The organism is Novosphingobium sp. SG751A, from assembly GCF_013149295.1.
In the GTDB taxonomy this organism is placed as follows: Bacteria; Pseudomonadota; Alphaproteobacteria; order Sphingomonadales; family Sphingomonadaceae; genus Novosphingobium.
The window spans coordinates 1-17,887 of sequence record NZ_JABGCB010000005.1 but is presented as its reverse complement, the minus strand read 5'-3'; the positions used below and the strand labels follow the sequence as shown (position 1 = coordinate 17,887).

22 protein-coding genes, 1 tRNA gene and 1 pseudogene are annotated in these 17,887 nt (G+C 61.8%); 12 read left to right on the top strand and 12 right to left on the bottom strand.

What is annotated here, in order from left to right:
• Window positions 1-4 precede the first annotated feature (4 nt).
• Window positions 5-421 (top strand): DUF3035 domain-containing protein, encoded by a 417-nt coding sequence (locus tag FHW96_RS07790; RefSeq protein ID WP_168603271.1) that lies wholly within the window; start codon window positions 5-7, stop codon window positions 419-421.
• A gap of 309 nt (window positions 422-730) precedes the next feature.
• Here FHW96_RS07790 and FHW96_RS07785 read toward each other — a convergent pair whose 3' ends face one another.
• The 6 genes from FHW96_RS07785 to FHW96_RS07760 all read right to left on the bottom strand — a co-directional run bounded on the left by FHW96_RS07785 (window position 731) and on the right by FHW96_RS07760 (window position 4,721).
• The gene (locus tag FHW96_RS07785) at window positions 731-1,660 is read right to left on the bottom strand and encodes a bifunctional riboflavin kinase/FAD synthetase (RefSeq protein ID WP_172340004.1); all 930 of its coding nucleotides are present in this window, start codon (window positions 1,658-1,660) and stop codon (window positions 731-733) included.
• A 12-nt stretch (window positions 1,661-1,672) separates the two neighbouring features.
• Window positions 1,673-2,161 (bottom strand): dihydrofolate reductase, encoded by a 489-nt coding sequence (locus tag FHW96_RS07780; protein WP_172340003.1) that lies wholly within the window; start codon window positions 2,159-2,161, stop codon window positions 1,673-1,675.
• 10 nt (window positions 2,162-2,171) lie between these two features.
• The gene (locus FHW96_RS07775; protein ID WP_172340001.1) at window positions 2,172-3,248 is read right to left on the bottom strand and encodes a 5-(carboxyamino)imidazole ribonucleotide synthase; all 1,077 of its coding nucleotides are present in this window, start codon (window positions 3,246-3,248) and stop codon (window positions 2,172-2,174) included.
• A gap of 3 nt (window positions 3,249-3,251) precedes the next feature.
• Window positions 3,252-3,740 carry a 5-(carboxyamino)imidazole ribonucleotide mutase gene (gene purE / locus FHW96_RS07770; protein ID WP_172340000.1) on the bottom strand — a complete coding sequence of 163 codons (489 nt, stop codon included), beginning with the start codon at window positions 3,738-3,740 and terminating at the stop codon, window positions 3,252-3,254.
• A gap of 5 nt (window positions 3,741-3,745) precedes the next feature.
• Window positions 3,746-4,432 carry a 2,3-diphosphoglycerate-dependent phosphoglycerate mutase gene (gene gpmA, locus FHW96_RS07765; RefSeq protein WP_172339999.1) on the bottom strand — a complete coding sequence of 229 codons (687 nt, stop codon included), beginning with the start codon at window positions 4,430-4,432 and terminating at the stop codon, window positions 3,746-3,748.
• Between the two features lie 142 nt (window positions 4,433-4,574).
• Window positions 4,575-4,721, bottom strand: coding sequence for a hypothetical protein (locus FHW96_RS07760; RefSeq protein ID WP_172339998.1), 147 nt, complete (start codon window positions 4,719-4,721; stop codon window positions 4,575-4,577).
• 161 nt (window positions 4,722-4,882) lie between these two features.
• On the opposite strand from FHW96_RS07760, the gene FHW96_RS07755 reads away from it, so the two are divergent.
• From FHW96_RS07755 to FHW96_RS07745, 3 genes are all read left to right on the top strand, one after another.
• Window positions 4,883-4,957 (top strand) — tRNA-Thr (locus FHW96_RS07755).
• 81 nt (window positions 4,958-5,038) lie between these two features.
• Window positions 5,039-6,568, top strand: coding sequence for a DUF6538 domain-containing protein (locus tag FHW96_RS07750; protein WP_172339997.1), 1,530 nt, complete (start codon window positions 5,039-5,041; stop codon window positions 6,566-6,568).
• A gap of 55 nt (window positions 6,569-6,623) precedes the next feature.
• Entirely contained in the window at window positions 6,624-7,178 is a 555-nt protein-coding gene (locus FHW96_RS07745; RefSeq protein WP_172339996.1) for a hypothetical protein, read from the top strand.
• 9 nt (window positions 7,179-7,187) lie between these two features.
• Here the strand turns inward: FHW96_RS07745 and FHW96_RS07740 are convergent, their stop codons facing one another.
• The 3 genes from FHW96_RS07740 to FHW96_RS07730 are packed head-to-tail and all read right to left on the bottom strand — an operon-like array spanning window position 7,188 to window position 8,668.
• Entirely contained in the window at window positions 7,188-7,847 is a 660-nt protein-coding gene (locus FHW96_RS07740) for a phytanoyl-CoA dioxygenase family protein (RefSeq protein WP_216650829.1), read from the bottom strand.
• 32 nt (window positions 7,848-7,879) lie between these two features.
• On the bottom strand, window positions 7,880-8,347 hold the full coding sequence (locus tag FHW96_RS07735; RefSeq protein ID WP_172339995.1) for a hypothetical protein: 468 nt from the start codon (window positions 8,345-8,347) through the stop codon (window positions 7,880-7,882).
• A 45-nt stretch (window positions 8,348-8,392) separates the two neighbouring features.
• Window positions 8,393-8,668 carry a hypothetical protein gene (locus FHW96_RS07730; protein WP_172339994.1) on the bottom strand — a complete coding sequence of 92 codons (276 nt, stop codon included), beginning with the start codon at window positions 8,666-8,668 and terminating at the stop codon, window positions 8,393-8,395.
• 30 nt (window positions 8,669-8,698) lie between these two features.
• On the opposite strand from FHW96_RS07730, the gene FHW96_RS07725 reads away from it, so the two are divergent.
• Window positions 8,699-9,040 (top strand): hypothetical protein, encoded by a 342-nt coding sequence (locus FHW96_RS07725; RefSeq protein WP_172339993.1) that lies wholly within the window; start codon window positions 8,699-8,701, stop codon window positions 9,038-9,040.
• 96 nt (window positions 9,041-9,136) lie between these two features.
• Here FHW96_RS07725 and FHW96_RS07720 read toward each other — a convergent pair whose 3' ends face one another.
• The 3 genes from FHW96_RS07720 to FHW96_RS07710 form a co-directional block, all read right to left on the bottom strand.
• The gene (locus tag FHW96_RS07720; protein ID WP_172339992.1) at window positions 9,137-9,883 is read right to left on the bottom strand and encodes a hypothetical protein; all 747 of its coding nucleotides are present in this window, start codon (window positions 9,881-9,883) and stop codon (window positions 9,137-9,139) included.
• A gap of 159 nt (window positions 9,884-10,042) precedes the next feature.
• On the bottom strand, window positions 10,043-10,615 hold the full coding sequence (locus FHW96_RS07715) for a recombinase family protein (RefSeq protein WP_172339991.1): 573 nt from the start codon (window positions 10,613-10,615) through the stop codon (window positions 10,043-10,045).
• 341 nt (window positions 10,616-10,956) lie between these two features.
• The gene (locus tag FHW96_RS07710; protein ID WP_172339990.1) at window positions 10,957-11,694 is read right to left on the bottom strand and encodes an endonuclease/exonuclease/phosphatase family protein; all 738 of its coding nucleotides are present in this window, start codon (window positions 11,692-11,694) and stop codon (window positions 10,957-10,959) included.
• Between the two features lie 214 nt (window positions 11,695-11,908).
• Between FHW96_RS07710 and FHW96_RS07705 the strand changes: the two genes are divergently transcribed.
• The 7 genes and pseudogenes from FHW96_RS07705 to FHW96_RS07675 form a co-directional block, all read left to right on the top strand.
• Window positions 11,909-12,718, top strand: a complete 810-nt coding sequence (locus tag FHW96_RS07705; protein ID WP_172339989.1) for a hypothetical protein — start codon at window positions 11,909-11,911, stop codon at window positions 12,716-12,718.
• Window positions 12,719-13,138, top strand: coding sequence for a hypothetical protein (locus FHW96_RS07700; protein ID WP_172339987.1), 420 nt, complete (start codon window positions 12,719-12,721; stop codon window positions 13,136-13,138).
• Between the two features lie 122 nt (window positions 13,139-13,260).
• Window positions 13,261-13,824, top strand: a complete 564-nt coding sequence (gene rfbC, locus FHW96_RS07695; RefSeq protein WP_172339986.1) for a dTDP-4-dehydrorhamnose 3,5-epimerase — start codon at window positions 13,261-13,263, stop codon at window positions 13,822-13,824.
• A 4-nt stretch (window positions 13,825-13,828) separates the two neighbouring features.
• Window positions 13,829-14,884 carry a dTDP-glucose 4,6-dehydratase gene (gene rfbB / locus FHW96_RS07690; RefSeq protein ID WP_172339985.1) on the top strand — a complete coding sequence of 352 codons (1,056 nt, stop codon included), beginning with the start codon at window positions 13,829-13,831 and terminating at the stop codon, window positions 14,882-14,884.
• Window positions 14,881-15,774, top strand: coding sequence for a dTDP-4-dehydrorhamnose reductase (gene rfbD / locus FHW96_RS07685; protein WP_172339984.1), 894 nt, complete (start codon window positions 14,881-14,883; stop codon window positions 15,772-15,774). Before rfbB ends, rfbD begins: the two co-directional genes overlap by 4 nt.
• Complete coding sequence (rfbA, locus tag FHW96_RS07680) at window positions 15,771-16,679, top strand: glucose-1-phosphate thymidylyltransferase RfbA (RefSeq protein WP_172339983.1); 909 nt, start codon at window positions 15,771-15,773, stop codon at window positions 16,677-16,679. Before rfbD ends, rfbA begins: the two co-directional genes overlap by 4 nt.
• Before the next feature lie 216 nt (window positions 16,680-16,895).
• A pseudogene (locus tag FHW96_RS07675) lies at window positions 16,896-17,773 on the top strand (IS481 family transposase); the annotation flags it as partial.
• Window positions 17,774-17,887 lie beyond the last annotated feature (114 nt).

Below are 17,887 nucleotides of genomic sequence, written 5' to 3'. Positions count from 1 at the left end.
CACAATGCGCAAGATTTCCGCCATCCTGCTGGCCGGCACCACCTGCCTGATGCTCTCCGGCTGTGGCGCGGGCGGGCTGTTCAACCGCGTGCGCCCCGATGAATTCGCCGTTCAGCGCCAGACGCCGCTGTTCGCCCCGCCCGATTTCGCGCTGACCCCGCCGCAGCCGGGCGCCCCGCGCCCCAACACCCGTCCCGGCCAGGTTGAAACCACCGAGGCGATGTTCGGCCCCGCGCCCCAGCGCAGCGGCGTGGAAAATGCCGCCGTGGCCAAGATGGGCACCGGCGACGCCTCGATCCGCTCGACCGTCGCCGACCCCAAAACCGCCACCGCCAACAAGGGCGATGTCACCCGCACCATCGTGGCCGCCCCCGAAGGCGATGGCCGCGAGGCGCAGGCCAAGACCCCGCCGCGCCAGTAATCGCGCGGGTTGCCATTGGTTTCAAAAGGCCCCTGCCCGGTTGGGTGGGGGTTTTTTGTGTGCAGACTATGAGGGTTTTTGCCTCCGGCGGGCAAAGGGACTTGGTCCCTTTGCAATCCCATTAAATGGGGGTCTGCCAGATTCGGCAGCGGGGCGTTTTGAGGGATGTGTGAAAGCCTGCGGCGCGGGGAAGTAGCGCTGGTTGGCGCCGCAGGCTTTGAAAACTCAACGCCGCGTCCGACACCTGACGCTGAACCCATAGCGCGACAAAGACAGTAAAGGGAGCGCGAGGGTCGAGACCCTCGCATCTTAAACCCCCTCCAAAACCTTCCGCGCCTCATCACAATCCCGCCCGATCTGCGCGATCAAGGCATCGAGCGAATCGAACTTCGCCTCTGCCCGCAAAAACGCATGAAACCCGATCTCGATCTCCTGCCCATAGAGGTCGCCGGAGAAGTCGAAGAAATGCGGTTCGAGCAGTTCCTTGGGCGGATCGAAATGGGGGCGGATGCCGATATTGGCCGCGCCCTTCAAAACGCGCCCATCGGGCAGGCGTCCCGTCACCGCGTAAATCCCATAAGCGGGCCGAAGATAGTCACCCAGCGCCATATTGGCCGTAGGAAAGCCGATTTCGCGGCCCAGCTTGTCGCCATGCTGGACGGCGGCGCGCATGGCAAAGGGCCGCGTCAAAAGGCGCGTGGCAGTCGCAATATCGCCAGAGGTCAGCGCACGGCGAATGCGGCTGGAGGAGACGATCTCGCCCCCCTCCATCACCGCGCCCACCGCCTTTGCGCCAAGGCCGATCTCGGCCCCCATCGCGCGCAATGTATCGACCGAGCCGGATCGGCCCTTGCCAAAGGTGAAATCCTCGCCCGTCACCACGCCCGCCGCGCCCAATTGGCGGCCCAGCACGTCATAGACCCAGTCATGCGCGCTGCTGGCCGCCATGGCCGCGTCAAACGCAAAAACCAGCATGGCGTCGGCCCCGGCCTGCGCAAACCATTCCTCGCGCTGCTCCAGCGTCGAGAGGCGGAACGGAGGCGAACCGGGGGCGAAAAACTCGACCGGATGGGGCGAAAAGGTGGCGACAATCGCGGGCCGCCCCTCGGCGCGGGCCCAGCGCAGGGCCTCGCCCACCACGGCCTGATGGCCCAGATGAAAGCCGTCGAAATTGCCCAGCGCGATGATCGCGCCGCGTAAGGCTTCGGGAATGGGCTGGCGGGAATCGAGACGGATCATGGAAAAAAGCGCCTATCCCGCCCTTTCCAGCGTGACAAAGGCAAAAGCCGGTCTGCCCTCTTGGGCAGGATGCTCTTCGCGGGCGGTTTCGACCCATTCAGGGCCGATCATCAGGGGGAAATGCGTGTCGCCCTCGGGGTTTGCGTCGATTTCGGTCAATTCGATGCGGTGGGCGATGGGCATGAACTGGGCATAGACCTGCCCGCCGCCCACCACGCAAACCTCATCCACATCGCCCGCCAGCGCCAGCGCGCCATTCAGGTCGGGCGCAACCTCTGCGCCGGGCGCATCCCACGCCGCATCGCGGGTCATCACGATATGGCGGCGGCCGGGCAGCAATCCGGGCAGGGATTCAAACGTTTTGCGCCCCATGATCATCGGCTTGCCTATGGTCTTGGCCTTGAAGTGGCGCAGGTCAGCGGGCAAATGCCATGGCATCGTGCCATCGGCGCCGATCACACCATTGGCCGCGCGGGCCACAACAAAGGTGATCCGCGCCATTATCCTCTGCTCACGCCTCAAGCTTCAGGCGGGTGACATGGCCCATCTTGCGTCCGGGCCGCGCCGCTGCCTTGCCATAGAGATGCAGGTGGTTGGCCGGATCGGACAGGATCTTGGGCCAATCATGGGCATCATCGCCGATCAGGTTCAGCATCCGCGCGCCGGGAACCGCCAGCGTGGTCAGCCCCAGCGGCAGGCCGCAAACGGCGCGAATATGGTTCTCGAACTGGCTGGTGATCGCGCCCTCGATGGTCCAGTGGCCCGAATTATGGACGCGGGGCGCCATTTCGTTGAACACCGGCCCGTCTTCGGTCGCGAAAAATTCCAGCGTCAGCACGCCGACATAATCGAGCGCCTCGGCCACCTTCTGCGCCAAGGCGCGCGCCTGCGGCACCTGTGCGGCGATGCCTGCGCTGGCGGGCACGGTCGATGTGTCGAGAATGCCGTTCACATGGACATTTTCCGCGCTATCCCAGAACTGCACGCTGCCATCGGCGGCGCGGGCCAGAATCACGGAAAATTCGGCAAAAAAGGTGACGAAGCCTTCGTAGATCAGCGCCTGAGGCGGCAGATCCAGCCCGGCCAGATCAGCCTCGCTTTTTATCCGCCACTGACCCTTGCCGTCATAGCCGTCGCGGCGGGTCTTCAAAATGCCCGGCGTGCCGATTTCAGCGACCGCGCGGGCCAGATCCCCCATTGGGTTTGCGGCCCCCCCATCCACCGCCATGAAAGGCGCCGGACGCCCGCCCAGTTCGCTCACAAACCGCTTTTCGTTCAAGCGATCCTGCGCCGTTTCCAGCGCGCGCGGATGGGGCAGCAGGGGCGTTGCGCCGACCGCGGCCAGCGGCGCGACCGGCACATTTTCAAACTCATAGGTGATGACCGCGCAATCCGCCGCAAAGCGCGCCAAGGCCGCCTCGTCGGTATAGTCCGCACAGGTAAAGCGGCTGCAGACCTCAGCCGCGATACTGTCGGCCTCAGGCGCAAAGATATGCACGCGATAACCAAGACGGGCGGCGGCAAAGGCCATCATTCGGCCCAGTTGGCCGCCACCCAGAATGCCGATCGTTTCACCCGGAGCAATCATGCCTTATTCCGGGCGCTCCGCCACGCTTTCGGTCTGCGCCACGCGGAATTCCTTCACGCGCGCGGCCAGCGCTTCGTCGCTGGTGGCAAGGATCTTGGCGGCCAGCAGGCCCGCATTGGTCGCGCCCGGCTCACCAATGGCCAGACAGCCGACAGGAACACCGGCAGGCATCTGGACGATGGAGAGCAGCGAATCCTGACCCGAAAGCGCCTTGGACTGAACCGGAACGCCCAGCACCGGCAGATGCGTCATCGAGGCGACCATGCCCGGCAGATGCGCCGCGCCGCCCGCGCCCGCGATGATGACCTTGAAGCCTTCATCGGCGGCATTCTTGGCAAATTCGACCAGACGGTCGGGCGTGCGATGGGCCGACACGATCCGCACATCATGGGCCACGCCCAGTTGCGTCAGAATGTCAGCGGCTTTCTTCATCGTATGCCAGTCCGACTGGCTGCCCATGACGATGGAAACGACGGCTCCGGGACGGGTCATTGTTCTTACCTCTCCGACAGGTAGTAGCGTTCGAGCGCATTCAGATTATCGTCCAACTCATAGACGATGGGCTGGCCGGTGGGGATCTCCAGATTGAGGATATCCGCATCCGAAATATTCGACAGATGCTTGACCAGCGCGCGCAGCGAATTGCCATGGGCGGCCACGATCACCGTTTCGCCCTTGGCCAGTTCCGGTGCGATCGTGCTTTCATAATAAGGCAGCACGCGCTCGATGGTCAGTTTCAGCGATTCGGTGCTGGGAATGTCGATCCCGGCATAGCGCGCGTCCTGCTTGAGATCGAACTCGCTGCCGTCTTCCAGCACCGGGGGCGGCACGTCGAACGAACGGCGCCAGATCTTGACCTGCTCGTCGCCATGCTTGGCGGCCGTCTCGGCCTTGTCCAGACCGGTCAGCCCGCCATAGTGGCGTTCATTGAGGTGCCAGTCCTTATATTCGGGGATCCACACCCGGCCCGCCGTTTCCAGCGCCAGATGCAGCGTGCGGATCGCGCGGGTCTGAACCGAGGTGAAAGCTACCGTCGGCAGGATGCCCTTTTCTTTCAGCAGAGCGCCGGCCGCGCGAGCTTCGCCCTCGCCCTTTTCGGTAAGATCCACGTCCCACCAGCCGGTGAAGCGGTTTTCAAGGTTCCATTGGCTTTGACCATGACGGACGAGAATCAGACGAGGCACGGGTTCTGGCACTCCCTCAAATGCAGCGTGAATACACCTTTATCGCGGCCCTAGCCCTTTGCCGCGATAATGGGAAGCAAGGATTTGCCCGAATTTCGCGCGTGCGTGGGTGTGCGTGTACGCATGAGAAAAAGCGGGGGCATCATGCTTGCGAATCACCCGTCGGGGCATGGGCGTCCTCCATCGCGCGGCTCTGCGCTTTGCGGCGGCGAAGATTTTCGCGCAGCTTGGCCGCGAGCCGTTCTTCACGCGAAGGCTTGGAATTGTCGGGTTTTTCGGTGCTGCTCATCGGATTTTTCTCATCTTGTGCGCCCTGTTTGGCGAAGGTCGAGGCAGACTTCAAGCAACCCTTTTGCAAAAATGCAGGAAGGGCGCTTGACATTCCTTCGACCCCCGGCCATTAGCGCGCCTCCGCTGCGGCACTGGTCGCACCGGCGATGACTGTGGTGTGCTGCTGTAGCTCAGTGGTAGAGCGCATCCTTGGTAAGGCTGAGGTCGGGAGTTCAATCCTCCCCAGCAGCACCACAGTTCCCCCGGAAACACGGGGAAACCAACGAAAACAAGGGCTTTTGACAGTCGCCTGTTACAATCGTAACGGAGGCGCACATGTGCAGCTACCTCATAAAAGTTGGTTCGACCTATCGTTTCCGCCGCCCCGTCCCCAAGGACATTATCGCGCAGGGCCTCATCCTGACCGCCTCGGGCAAGCCCCGGACCGAGTGGAACATCAGCCTCAACACCAAGGACCACGAGACAGCCAAGCGGCTGCGCGTGCCGCACATCGTCGATACCGGCAGGCAGATTGACGAAGCCCGCGCAAAGATCGCGCAGGACCAACCTCAGCCCACCATAGGCCCGGCTGCACAGGCACGTGAACGCGAAGAGGCAGCCGCCATGGCAGCCCTTGCCAGAGAGAGCGAGGAGCGCCGAGAAGCCCGCTCAGAGCTTCGCACGCTATGGCACAAGCGGCGGGCCACCAGCACCGCCATGCTGACCCCCGAAGAGGCCGCAGCCATCGACCTGATCCGCGAAAAGGACGCCGAGCTAGAGCAGCTTCGCGCCGCCATTGCTTTGATGGAAAAGGACAAGTACGGCCCAGCCTTTCAGGAAAAGAAAGCCGAGGCTGCCGCTAAGCAGCGGGCAGAGTTGGTCGCCCGGCTGGCCGAAGCCATGCCCCCAGCCGCGTCCATCACCGGACTGTACGAGCGTTACGCCCTCTCAGGATCGGCCAACCCCAAGACCATTGCCAGATGGCGCCCCCGCGTGGCCAGTTTTGTGGAATACCTCGGCCATGATGACGTGACCCGAGTATCGCGGGGCGACCTCAACAAGTGGGTCGAGACGCTGATCGCCAAGGGGCTGGCCAAAAAGACGGTGGCAGATGGCTACCTGCCTCCGGTGAAGGTGATCCTGGGCCTTGCCTATGATGATGAGCTTATACCGTCCAACCCGTCTAGTGGGTTGAAGGTACGCGGCCCCTCTGCGGTGATGGTGCGTGACCGTGATCTGACCGATGATGAAGCCCTCACCATCTTGCGGGGCACACTACAGCCCCAGTCAGACCGGCTCTCACCCGAACACGCCTTGGCGCGGCGGTGGGTGCCGTGGCTTTGCGCCTATACTGGGGCGCGGGTGGCAGAGATGACCCAGCTACGGGCTGGCGACATAAGGCAGGAGCAAGGCGTTTGGGTGGTTCACGTCACGCCCGAGGCTGGATCGACCAAAGACGGCAAGGCCCGGCGTGTGCCCCTGCATCCCCATCTTATCGAGCAGGGCATCACCAAGCTGGCCAAGCAGGGGGACAACACGCCGCTGTTCTACCGCGAAGGGGCGGGCAACGAGGTCAATCCCGCTCCCAAGATGCGGGCGACCGACCTGAGCGATTGGGTGCGTTCGCTGGGCGTGACCGACCCGAACGTCCAACCCAACCACGGCTGGCGGCATCGTTTCAAGACACAGGCCCGGATCGTGGGCATCACCGAGGAACTGGCCGACCGCATTCAAGGCCACGCGCCCAAGCATCAGGGCGGCAAGTATGGCAAGGGCGCGTTGCCGGTGGCTGTGTTGCTGGCGGAGATTGAGAAGATACCGCCTTACCAAGGCCATGGATTGCCGCCATTCACGGCAAAGCGGTAATGGCTGCGGCGCATCATCTTGGCTGCCTCGTCTTACCCATGCTAACAGCACGGTGATGCTAACGTCCGCCGCACCCGCCCAAATCGTTTTTGACTTGGTGGCCCATCCCGAGGCGATCCAGCCGGATTATTTCATCTTTGCTATCATTGGCGGTGGCGGACTGCTGCTTGCGGCCTTGACGAGGCTGGCGTGGCTTAGGGGCCGCCCCATTGGCACGACGGTCTTAGCTGTGGTGTGGATTGGAGGCATGTCCTACGGGGCAGGCATAGAGATCAGCCACGTTAGGCAAGCGCGTGACGAGGTCCGAACCGGCATGTATCAGTCAGTGCAAGGCTGCCTTGAAAGTTTCCACCCCGGCAAACCCTATGCCAGCAAAAACGTTGACGCCGATGAACTGTGGAGCGTGGCCGGTGAGCATTTCGAGTATGGAATGGGGCAAGTCACCTTCGCTTGGCATCAAGTGGAGCCTCAAGGCGGGGCTGTCCATGCCGACAGTTGGGTGAGTGTCGATTTCATGCGGGACGATGATTATCGGCGCAACGACATCTTGAGGCTGGCGGTCAAACAGCACGCCTGCCCCAAGGCGCCTGACATCCTCCAGCCTGCTTGAGTGCCGAGACTACACCCCCAACCATTCCAGCCCACCGGGCAGAGCATCGGCGCTGAAATCAACCTGTAGCACCCGTCGCCGGGCCGGTCGGCTGGCAGCCTCAGATGCGTGCAGGATGGGCGTGGCATAGGCCCACACGTCGCCAGCCGAGGCAAGGCAGGCCATCGTGTCACAGCGGGCCACCACGCCCTCCACCGCATCCACCGGCACGCGGCCATGCCGATGTGACCCCGGCGCGATGAGCAGCGGCGCGTTGGTGGCGGGCACATCGTCCAGATGAACCCGCAGCGTGACCATGCGGGCCAGCACATCGAACGGCGGGGCGACATGGTGCAGCCCGGCCTTCACCGACCAAGGGCCGAAGCCGTCCACCTCCACCCGCTCCTTCACGCAGATTGTGCGGTCCTGATGCCATGCCAGCGACCAGTTGGTGCCCTCGCTCTTGTCAAACAGGATGGCACGCACCGCCTTGCCCTCGGCCCCCAAGGCACGGCTGGCGATCATGCCAATGGAACCTGTGGGGGCGAGATAGGGGCGCAGGCCGGGAAGGCCGCTGATGCGGACACCGGCTTGCTCGGCGGGTAGCGGGGCCAACACGTCCAACAGCGCGGGCAGGTCGTGGAGTGCAGCGCCCCGAAACAGTTGGGCGCCATGGTCGGCAAGCGTCATGGTGTCAGGGGCAGGCAGGGTGGGGGCCATGGTCATTGCTTGGGATAGTGGCCGTACTGCTTGATCCCCTCATTCCTGAGGTCGTCGAGGGACTTGTCCTTTGAGCGGATGTAGGGCTTGGCCGGTGGCGTGCCCGCAGCGCATCGTGCCGGGGGCTTGTCGCTATCAAATCCTTGGACGACGTTGTAACCGCCAACCGCGTTGTGGCGCAGTTTCCAGACACCATAACGCGATACATGATAGGTGTGCTGGACCACTAGCGCCGTAACCACCTTGTCGTCCAAATGGCCTTCCAAGACCCTGGCAACCTTGAGGTCAACGAACCAAGGCCATGACATGATGAGGCAGTCATCACATTCGGGCATGATGCTGGGTATCTGGTCGATCAGCTTGGCCCTCACCGCTACGTCATAGCATGGCGACGGGGTGGCCTCCTCAGAGGTATCACCGGCCACGGAGGCCGCAAGCAGCAAGCTCAAGAGCAAAGGGGCAGCCGTCATGGCGAGAGCTTACCGAAGGCAACAAGGAATGCCAGTGGGTAAGGCTCAATACCACCCCGCCCAGACCAACACCTCCCACAGGTCCGGTGTACGCTGTGCGGCTTGCCAGATGGCTTTGGCGGGCATGGCCTTGGCGAGGTCGGGCGTGCTGGTGCCGTTCGGGAAATGGACCTCCAGCCGCCCTGTGGGCCATCGCGTCGCGGTGATGGTGCCGAAGGTGCGGGTGATGCCTTGGCCCTCTCGTTCGGCCTTCTGGCGGCGTAACAGGTCAAGGTGGCTGGCCCGGTTGCGGGTGACGATGGGGGCCACCCCGGCTTTCATGCGGGCGAAATTGGCTTGCCCCCGACGCAGGTGGCAGGTGTAGCAGGATCGGTCACGGGTGCGGCGGCGCACGCCCTCACAGGCGGGGCAAGGGCGGTCGAAATCGAGATAGGAGGCGATGCCCGCCATGAAGGCGGCGAAGCGGTCGGGATTGCCGACACGCTGGCGCAGAGCGTCCTGATAGGCGTGGTCGGCCTTGCAAAGGAGACGCTGGCGGGCGTCCAGCTTGTCGGCACGCGGCTGGCGCTGGTGCAGCCGGAAACGGGGGTCAGATTGTGGGCCGTGAGGCCGCGTGGATTTGGGAATGGTTGGCTCCTGATGGTGAAAGTTCGCCCCATGCCCCCGGCTGGCGGGTGGACGGGGGAGGCATGAGCGCGGAGGGCGCTCTCCTCCAATCGGGTCACGAAACAGAAAGATGGCCTTGGTAGTGATTTGTCTTATTGTACTCTGTACTAAAGATCACTGGAGTTAATCCTCCCGCGTGCATACCTCTTTGAGGGTGTCGAGAGAAATCGAGCGTCTGCCAAGCTGTATTCTGCGCCCACCCTTGCCATCGTCTAACACGGCGTATTCCCGGCCATTCACAGTCACCCGCTTGCCACGGATTTGGAACTTGCCGGAAAACACTTCCACCTCAACGCCCGCAGCACCAGCCCGTTGGGCCAACATCTTCTTGCGGATTGTAGAAATCGTGTCATCCGGTTTGACTGTGATGTCCCAACCCTGACCAGCCAGCTTGCGCGTTGCATCTCTGGCGACGTTTTTGCCCAGTGACCGAGTTAGCATAGCGCGGGTAACAACGAAGTTCGGCTCACTCTCGGCTAGAAATTTGGTGAGCTTGGAGATGTTCATGTCGAGCATGGCGGGCTTCGCCTCGTAAATGCCTAGAACGCGTTTCCATAGTTCGTAGGAACCCTTTGGGCCCGGCTTGTAGACCGTTGGTTGCTTTGGGACAGCCACGGCAAAGCCGGTCTTTTCCCGCCAAGCTTCATGGAAGGCTTTCAGTGCTTGGTCATACTCGGTCTGATTGTCACGGCGTGCTGCCTTTGCATCCGCTGAGTTTGCCGCCGCCATCCCTTCGGAGGAGGCTAGACCATCATTGACGCCACCTAAGTCGGCAGGGCTTGGCCAATTGTCGTCGTCAGCACGACGCGGCTCATTCATGTTTATGTGCGTGGCGGCCTGCTTTATGGCTGCGGTAAAAGCATTAGTCATGGTCGCTTCAATGCCTTGAAATCTTTTACGTATCTTTACCGGCGCGGCGGCACCTACCAGAAGCCCGCAGGAGGGCCGTACAGTGCGACTGGCCCGCTCGGAGGGTTGCCTTGGGCTGCGCCCACAAACCGCCTCCACAGGCCGCACAGACGACTTCTGCTACTCGCCTCCTGCTGTGTCTGGCTGCCCCGCCTCAAGCGCCCTGTAGACGCTGGCCCGGCCTATCCCCAGTCGCTTGGCAATCTCGGTTGGGCTTACACCTTCTGCCCGCAGGCTGCGCACAGCATCCACCGGCACAGTCGCCTTGCGGCCCCGGTACACGCCCGCCGCCTTCGCCTTGGCGATGCCCTCTAGTTGGCGCTCCTTGCGTATGGCCGTCTCGAACTGGGCAAACACCCCCAGCATTTGAAAGAAGGCTGTCCCGGCTGCCGTGGACGTGTCGATAGGTTGCTCTGTCGCTTTGAGGCTTGCCCCCTTGGCCCGTACCACACTGGCGATGCGCTCTAGGTCTGCTACCGAGCGGGCCAGCCGGTCAATGCGTGTGACCATCAGGGTGTCGCCCTCTTGGAGTAGCTGCAACACCAAGTCGAGTTCAGCCCTTCCTTCGGTGGTGGTACCGCTGCGCTGTTCACTGCGGACTAGGGTACAGCCTGCGGCGTCTAGCGCCTGCCTCTGCAAAGTGCAGTCTTGGTCGGTGGTGCTGACGCGGGCGTATCCGATGATGTTGGGCATGGCGAACTGTCTCACATAGGTCTAGACCTTCACGCTTAGACCGTCTCACAAATCAAAGTCAAGCCTATTGAGACGTGAATTGTGTCTCACGGGATTGTCCCGGTTAGGTACACCCCAAAGAGACACAGCCTTGCGGGCTTGGTGGGGCAGGGCCGAGGGTGGCCGGGTGTCGGCTGGCCCCGACCGGGGGCATCATGCCTTGCGGCTGGGGTAGCGCAGGGGCGCAAGCCTGCGGCTGCTAACGGGCTGGCGTGGCCCGGCAAGGGCTTACCCTTTCCCATGATTGGCTAAGCGCCCTGAAATGGGCAGAGGGGGTGGGGCACGGGGGTAGCCCATGCGTGTTAAGGTCTGACTGCCCCTGCGTAACCGTAGGGCGTATTCAGGTAAAGGTCCACCACCAACGGCATGTGGTCGCTGACCCTGATCCAGTCAGCCCGGTGCCCCACCTGTACCACCGGGGTGGCGCCTCCAAGCATCGCATCATGGGCGAACACATAGTCGATGTGGTACGGTTTGAGGTCTGAGCGGTGGAGATAGAAGGTGGGCTGGGCCTCGGCACCTTGGTTCTCACCTGTGGCTAGATGGTACAGGCTGCGGAACCCGGCGGCCCCAAGTTCGTCAACGCAGGTTGAGTGGTTCCACGCCCGGCGTGGCTTGTCCCAAATGGCGTTGCTGTTGAGGTCGCCCGCGATGATGGTCTGCGGCCCCAGCTTGTTCCGGTGAGCCTGCATGTAATGCCAGAACTGGCCGATGTAGGCGGTGTTGGATGGAGAGGCGTTCTGCGTCCACGCGCCCACGATGTCGAGGCCACAACCGATCCTGACGGGCAGGAACAACTCAAAGGCCCTAGCTGGCCAATCCAGCCGCTCGATGGTCTGTCCCCGCCGAGGGAAGATGCCGATGCCCTTGTTCTTGCCATAACCGACCCAAGCATGGTCGCCCGCCCAGTCTCGGTAAGCGGCGGTGGACTGGGTTGGTTCTTCACATTCTTGGATGACCAGTACATCTGCCCCCAGAGCGTCGGCATACTCCAGCTTGCGGCGCAGCGCCCCGTTGCAGTTCCATGTAGCCAGCCGCACCGTGGCCCCCCCGAACCCCTCGCCGGTCAGGCTACTGGGTAAATACCTGTCAGGGTGTGGGGTAACGGGGGTAATTCATGCGCGCAATGGTCTGAGTTTCCCAGCGTGACTAACTTGCGGTTTTAGGCCGGTAAGTGCGGCCTGCATACGCTTTCCATTTTCATCGCCTCTGCTTGCTGGTACGCCCATTGAGGTTGCAGGCAAGAGCATTAAGATGACATCTGAAACGCAGACACCCCAGCCGACGAACATCAAGCGTATGTATTACGGATTGGGTACGCTGGCGTTGATGGGGGTGGCCGCCGCCATCCTTGGCGGCATGAACACCGCAACGATCCTGATTTCGCCTCATCAGGGGCAAGACGACCCATGGATGGCAGTGGCAGGGATCGGAGGGCTTTTCGCGCTGGGAGGCTTCTGGTGGGTTTTCGAAGGCGCGTCTGTGTGGCGACGAATCGGAGCCAGCCTCGCTTTTGGTTTCGTTGGCTTCATCGTGTCCATCCTCCTGATCGCCTTCGGCGGCGATGTCATAGCGAGCTACCGCGATTTTCCGAGCGGCCAGACGATCCGCTATACGGGTGTCCTGCATCTTTCACGAGCTTACTATAGCCATGGCAAAAGCCCTCATGGCCATGTCCAGACAGCCCAGCTTTGGGCGGACTTCGATGTCAGCGATGCAGACTACGATTTCCTACGTGCCCACCGTTCACCGGAAGAGGTGAGCCATGACGCCAAGGGGGACGAAATCCCCAGCAAGGGCCGGTTCTGTATTCGGGTGGAATTGGAACAGGCTGGCGGTCATAGCCTACGAGTGCTCCATGCCGGAACGAGGGACTTGCCTGACGGTAGCGTGATCCTCTGCCCGCCCAACACTCCAGACCCACCCGACCAGTTCATGCGGGCATGGACAGAGGCCCACACGCCGAAACTCAGACCTGTGCCACCTGAGTTCATGGCAGCATACAAGAGGCTAAACACTGTCAGCGACGGATTGCACGCCCTTGACGCTGCCTCGCAGCGCTGATTGCACAACCCTAGCCGAAGGCCTTGCCTCCGCCGTTACATCCGGCTATTACAACCGCAACAGGCTCTGAAAAAATCTCTTTTCTTTTCAGGTGTTTGGCTGGAGAATGACGAGTTCAATCCTCCCCAGCAGCACCACAGTTTCTTCCGCATGGATGCGGGTTTGCATGAAATCAATATCTTTCGGTGGACAGCGGTTACGTATGTGATCCGGCAGATTTCGTCCTCGATCCTGATCGGCACAATCTGTCTGTCTCCGGGGCCATTGGCAAAATACGGCGGGCGCGGTGTCTTTGGTATCGCCCTACTTTCACAGCGGCAGGCGTTTGCCGTGCGAGCGGACTCCCATGCGTCGCGCCTATGCTCCATCGTGCCGCAGATCACGCAAATTATAACCGAGGTCGGTAAGAAACACGGGTAAGCGCATCCGTACCCGTTCCAAACTCCATTGAGGCGCATTTTGCGAAATGCCAAATATTCAGGAGCGAGGGAGACCAGTCTCGTTGGTGGTCTCTTGTTATTATATGCAAGCGAAAACCATCCATGGAATGCAAAACCTTCGATATATCCGGCCTGGTCGAAATCATCCCGCGCAAGCTGGGGGATGAGCGCGGCTATTTCACCGAGTTGTTTCGCGAGGACGGGTTTGCTCCGCTCGCGGGTGACGTGACCTTTGTTCAGGAGAACCAGTCGCTTTCCGCGCGGGTAGGCACCCTTCGCGGCCTGCATTTTCAGACGCACCCCATGGGGCAGGGCAAGCTGGTGCGCTGCGCTGCGGGGGCCATTCTGGATGTGGCGGTCGATATACGCCATGATTCCCCGACATTTGGCCAATGGATCGCGGTCGAACTGACGGCGGAAAAATGCAACCAGCTTTGGGTTCCGGTCGGCTTTGCCCATGGTTTCTGTACGCTACGGCCTGACAGCGTCGTAACCTATAGGGTGACTAGCTATTACAGCCCTGAGCATGACAAGGGTCTGATGTGGAACGATCCGGCCATCGGGATCGTCTGGCCCGATCTGGCCGACGCCGAAACGCTGTCAGGCAAGGATCGGGTGCAGCCGCTGCTGGCCGATCTGCCGCCCTATTTTAGCGTAAAGGATTGATCGCATGCGCGTTATCGTCACCGGGGGCGCCGGTTTCATCGGTTCGGCGCTGGTGCGCCATCTGGTGCTGGAACAAGGCTACGATGTGCTCACCATCGATGCTCTGACCTATGCGGGTAATCTGGCATCGCTGCGCGCGGTCGAAGGCTGCGCGCAGCATCGCTTTCTGCATGCCGACATCCGCGACGGCGCCGCGATGAAGGCTGCAATCCATGACTTCCGCCCCGACCGCATCATGCATCTGGCCGCCGAAAGTCATGTTGACCGCTCGATCACGGGCGCTGCCGATTTCATCATGACCAATGTGGTGGGCACGTTCACCCTGCTCGAGGCGGCGCGCGATTACTGGAACGGACTGAAGGACAAGGCAGCGTTCCGCTTCCTCCATGTCTCGACCGACGAGGTTTACGGCAGCCTGAGCGAGGATCCGCAGGCGCTGTTCCGCGAGGACACGCCCTATGACCCCTCCAGCCCCTATTCCGCGTCCAAAGCGGCCAGCGACCATCTGGCCAAGGCATGGCACCGCACCTATGGCATGCCGATTGTTGTGTCGAATTGCTCGAACAACTACGGCCCCTATCACTTCCCGGAAAAGCTGATTCCGCTCACCATCCTCAACGCGCTGGAGGGGCGGGAACTGCCGGTTTACGGGGCGGGCGAGAACATCCGCGACTGGCTCTATGTCGAGGATCATGCCCGCGCGCTGGACCTGATCGTCGAGCGTGGCGTGCCGGGGGAAACCTATAATGTCGGCGGGCGCAATGAACGCCGCAATATCGATGTGGTACGCCGCATCTGTCAGGTTTTGGACCGGCTGGTGCCCGCTGATCGCCCGCGTGAGGAGCTGATCCGCTTCGTCACCGATCGCCCCGGCCATGATGCGCGCTATGCCATCGACGCCACGCGACTGGAAAATGAGCTGGGTTGGCGCGCGCGCGAGGATTTCGACAGCGGCATCGAAAAGACCGTTCAGTGGTATCTCGACAATGCGTGGTGGTGGCAGCCTTTGCGCGATGGCTATGGCGGCGAAAGACTGGGTCTGCTGGAGAAAACCGCATGAGGATCGCGGTGACCGGCAAGACCGGACAGGTGGTGACCTCGCTCATCGAACGGGCGGGCGCGGGGGTGGAAATCATCGCGCTGGGGCGGCCAGAACTGGATCTGGGCGATCCGGCCACGATTGCTCCGGCAATTGTGGCGGTGCGGCCCGATGTGGTGGTCTCGGCCGCCGCCTATACCGCGGTGGACCGGGCCGAGAGCGAAGAGGAAGCCGCCTTTGCCGTTAATGCCGCCGGGCCGGGGGCCGTGGCGGCGGCGGCGCGGGCGCTGGGCTTGCCGGTGATCCATATTTCCACCGACTATGTGTTTGATGGCACCAAAATGGCGCCTTATGTGGAAAGCGATCCGGTGGCGCCGCTGGGCGTCTATGGCCGCTCGAAACTGGCGGGGGAGGACGCGGTGCTGGCCGCTGCGCCCGATGCGGTGATCCTGCGCACGGCCTGGGTTTACAGTCCGTTTGGCGGCAATTTCGTCAAAACCATGCTGCGTCTGGCGCAAACGCGCGAGGAACTGGGCGTGGTGGCCGATCAGGTCGGCAATCCCACCAGCGCGCTCGATATTGCCGACACGGTGTTGGCGGTGGCCCATCGGCTTTATGGCGCCCCCGATCAGGCCCCACGCGGCGTTTTCCACATGGCCGGCAGCGGGGAGGGCAGTTGGGCCGATCTGGCCGAGGCGGTGTTTGCCGCCAGCGCTGCACAGGGCGGGCCATGGGCGCGCGTGCGCCGCATCGCCACCGCCGATTACCCCACCCCCGCCGCGCGGCCCGCCAATTCCCGGCTCTGCGGGGATCATCTGGCCGAGGCCTATGGCTTGCGACTGCCCGTATGGCGCGATGCGGTGAAGCCCGTTGTCGCCCGTCTCGTCACGCAAAAGGATCCTGCCGTATGAAGGGTATCATTCTGGCCGGGGGCAGCGGAACCAGGCTCTATCCGATGACGCTGGCGCTCTCGAAGCAGTTGATGCCTGTCTATGACAAGCCGATGATCTATTATCCGCTGACCACGCTGATGCTGGCGGGGATCCGCGAGATCCTGATCATCACCACGCCCCATGATGCGCCCGCTTTTCAGCATCTGCTTGGCGATGGCAGCCAATGGGGTGTCTCGCTGACCTATGCGGTGCAGCCCGAGCCCAAGGGGCTGGCGCAGGCCTTTACGATCGGCGCGGAATTTCTGGCGGGCGGGCCATCCTGTCTGGTGCTGGGCGACAATATCTTCTTCGGCCACGGTCTGCCTGAAAAGATGGCGCAGGCGCGCAGCGCGCTCGATGGCGCGGCGGTCTTTGCCTATCACGTGGCCGATCCGCAGCGCTATGGCGTGGTGGAATTCGACGATCAGCGCCGGGCCGTCTCGATTGAGGAAAAACCGCTGAACCCCAAGTCGAACTGGGCGGTGACGGGGCTGTATTTCTATGACGCCACCGTGGTGGATATTGCCGCCAATCTCCAGCCTTCGCCGCGCGGGGAACTGGAAATCACCGATGTGAACCGGATCTATCTGGAGCGGGGTCGGTTGAGCGTGATGGAAATGGGGCGCGGTTATGCCTGGCTGGACACCGGCACGCCCGACAGCCTGCTGGAGGCGGCAGAATTCGTCTCGACCCTCGAAAGGCGGCAGGGCATGAAAATCGCCTGTCCTGAGGAAATCGCCTGGCATATGGGCTTTATCGACGACAACGGGCTTGAGCGTGCGACGCTGCGGTTGGGTAAGGGCAATTATGCGGGCTATTTGGGCGATTTGATAGGGCAGGGGGTGTTAAGTCGCAGTCCGGGAGGAGAGATGGCGTCGGGATAGGGTCGGAAATTTCTAATTGAATATTTATAAAATAATTCAATATCTTAAGTTAATGATGGACTGGGGCGTCACGCTCTGGATCAGAATTTGCCGATAGCTATTCTGAATCGCCGTCGGCCCTAGGTGTCTGGTTGCGACACATCATTGGGACATGGTAAATGAAGCCATCTCAGATCATGCGTGGCGCTTTTCCGCACTTGCTGAAGAGGTTTCGTGATGGTGCAAATACATCCCCAAGCCCAGCCACACCTGCTGTACGGGCGGAGATTGCCCGTTCGGCTGAGCCCGCCAGCGTCGTGGCCAAGCGCTATGGCATAAGCGATGAAACCGTGCGCAAGTGGCGCAAACGTGGAGAACAGGCGGTCCAGGATCGCTCGAGCCGGCCCAAACAACTGGCCTGGCGCATGAACGAGGAAGAACGCGCGATTATCTGCGCGGTACGCCGAGCCACGGGTTTCCCCCTGGACGATCTCACCTTCGTGCTCCGGCATTTCCTGCCACACCTCAATCGCGACAGCATCTATCGGGTGCTTAAGTCCGAGGGGCTCAACCGCCGCCCGCCCAAACCCGTGACGCAGCCGCGCAAAGGACAAGGCAGCTTCAAAGACTATGATCTGGGCTTCGTGCACATCGATGTAAAACATCTGCCCAAACTGCGCACCGCGGATGGCGAGATCCGCAAGCGCTTCCTTTATGTGGCCATCGATCGCTGCTCACGGTTCGTCCATCTCAACGTCTACGACGCCGAAAATGCCGCAAACGCCATCACCTTCCTCAAGGCTGCCAGAAAGGCCTTCCCGTTCCGCATCACCCATGTCCTGACGGACCGGGGATCCTGCTTCACAGCTGATGATTTTGAACGCATCTGCGCGCAGCTCAAAGTCATTCATCGCACGACAAAGCCTTATACGCCGCAAACCAACGGTATGGTCGAACGCTTCAATGGCCGTATTGCCAGCGAGGTATTGGGCATCAATGTTGCCAGCCACGCCGATCTCGAAATCCTGCTGACCGGCTTCAACCGCGCCTATAATCGACGACGACAGTGCGTGCTCCAAGGCAGATCACCGCGCCAGACGGTCGGCGAACGGATCGCACCGCCACCCGCGCTAACACTACTTTGGCAGAAAAGTGATTTTTGGGATTCCCTTAGCGGCGAATGCGTGATTCATGAGGAACCAGCTTTGACGGAGGCTGGCGATGGGTGC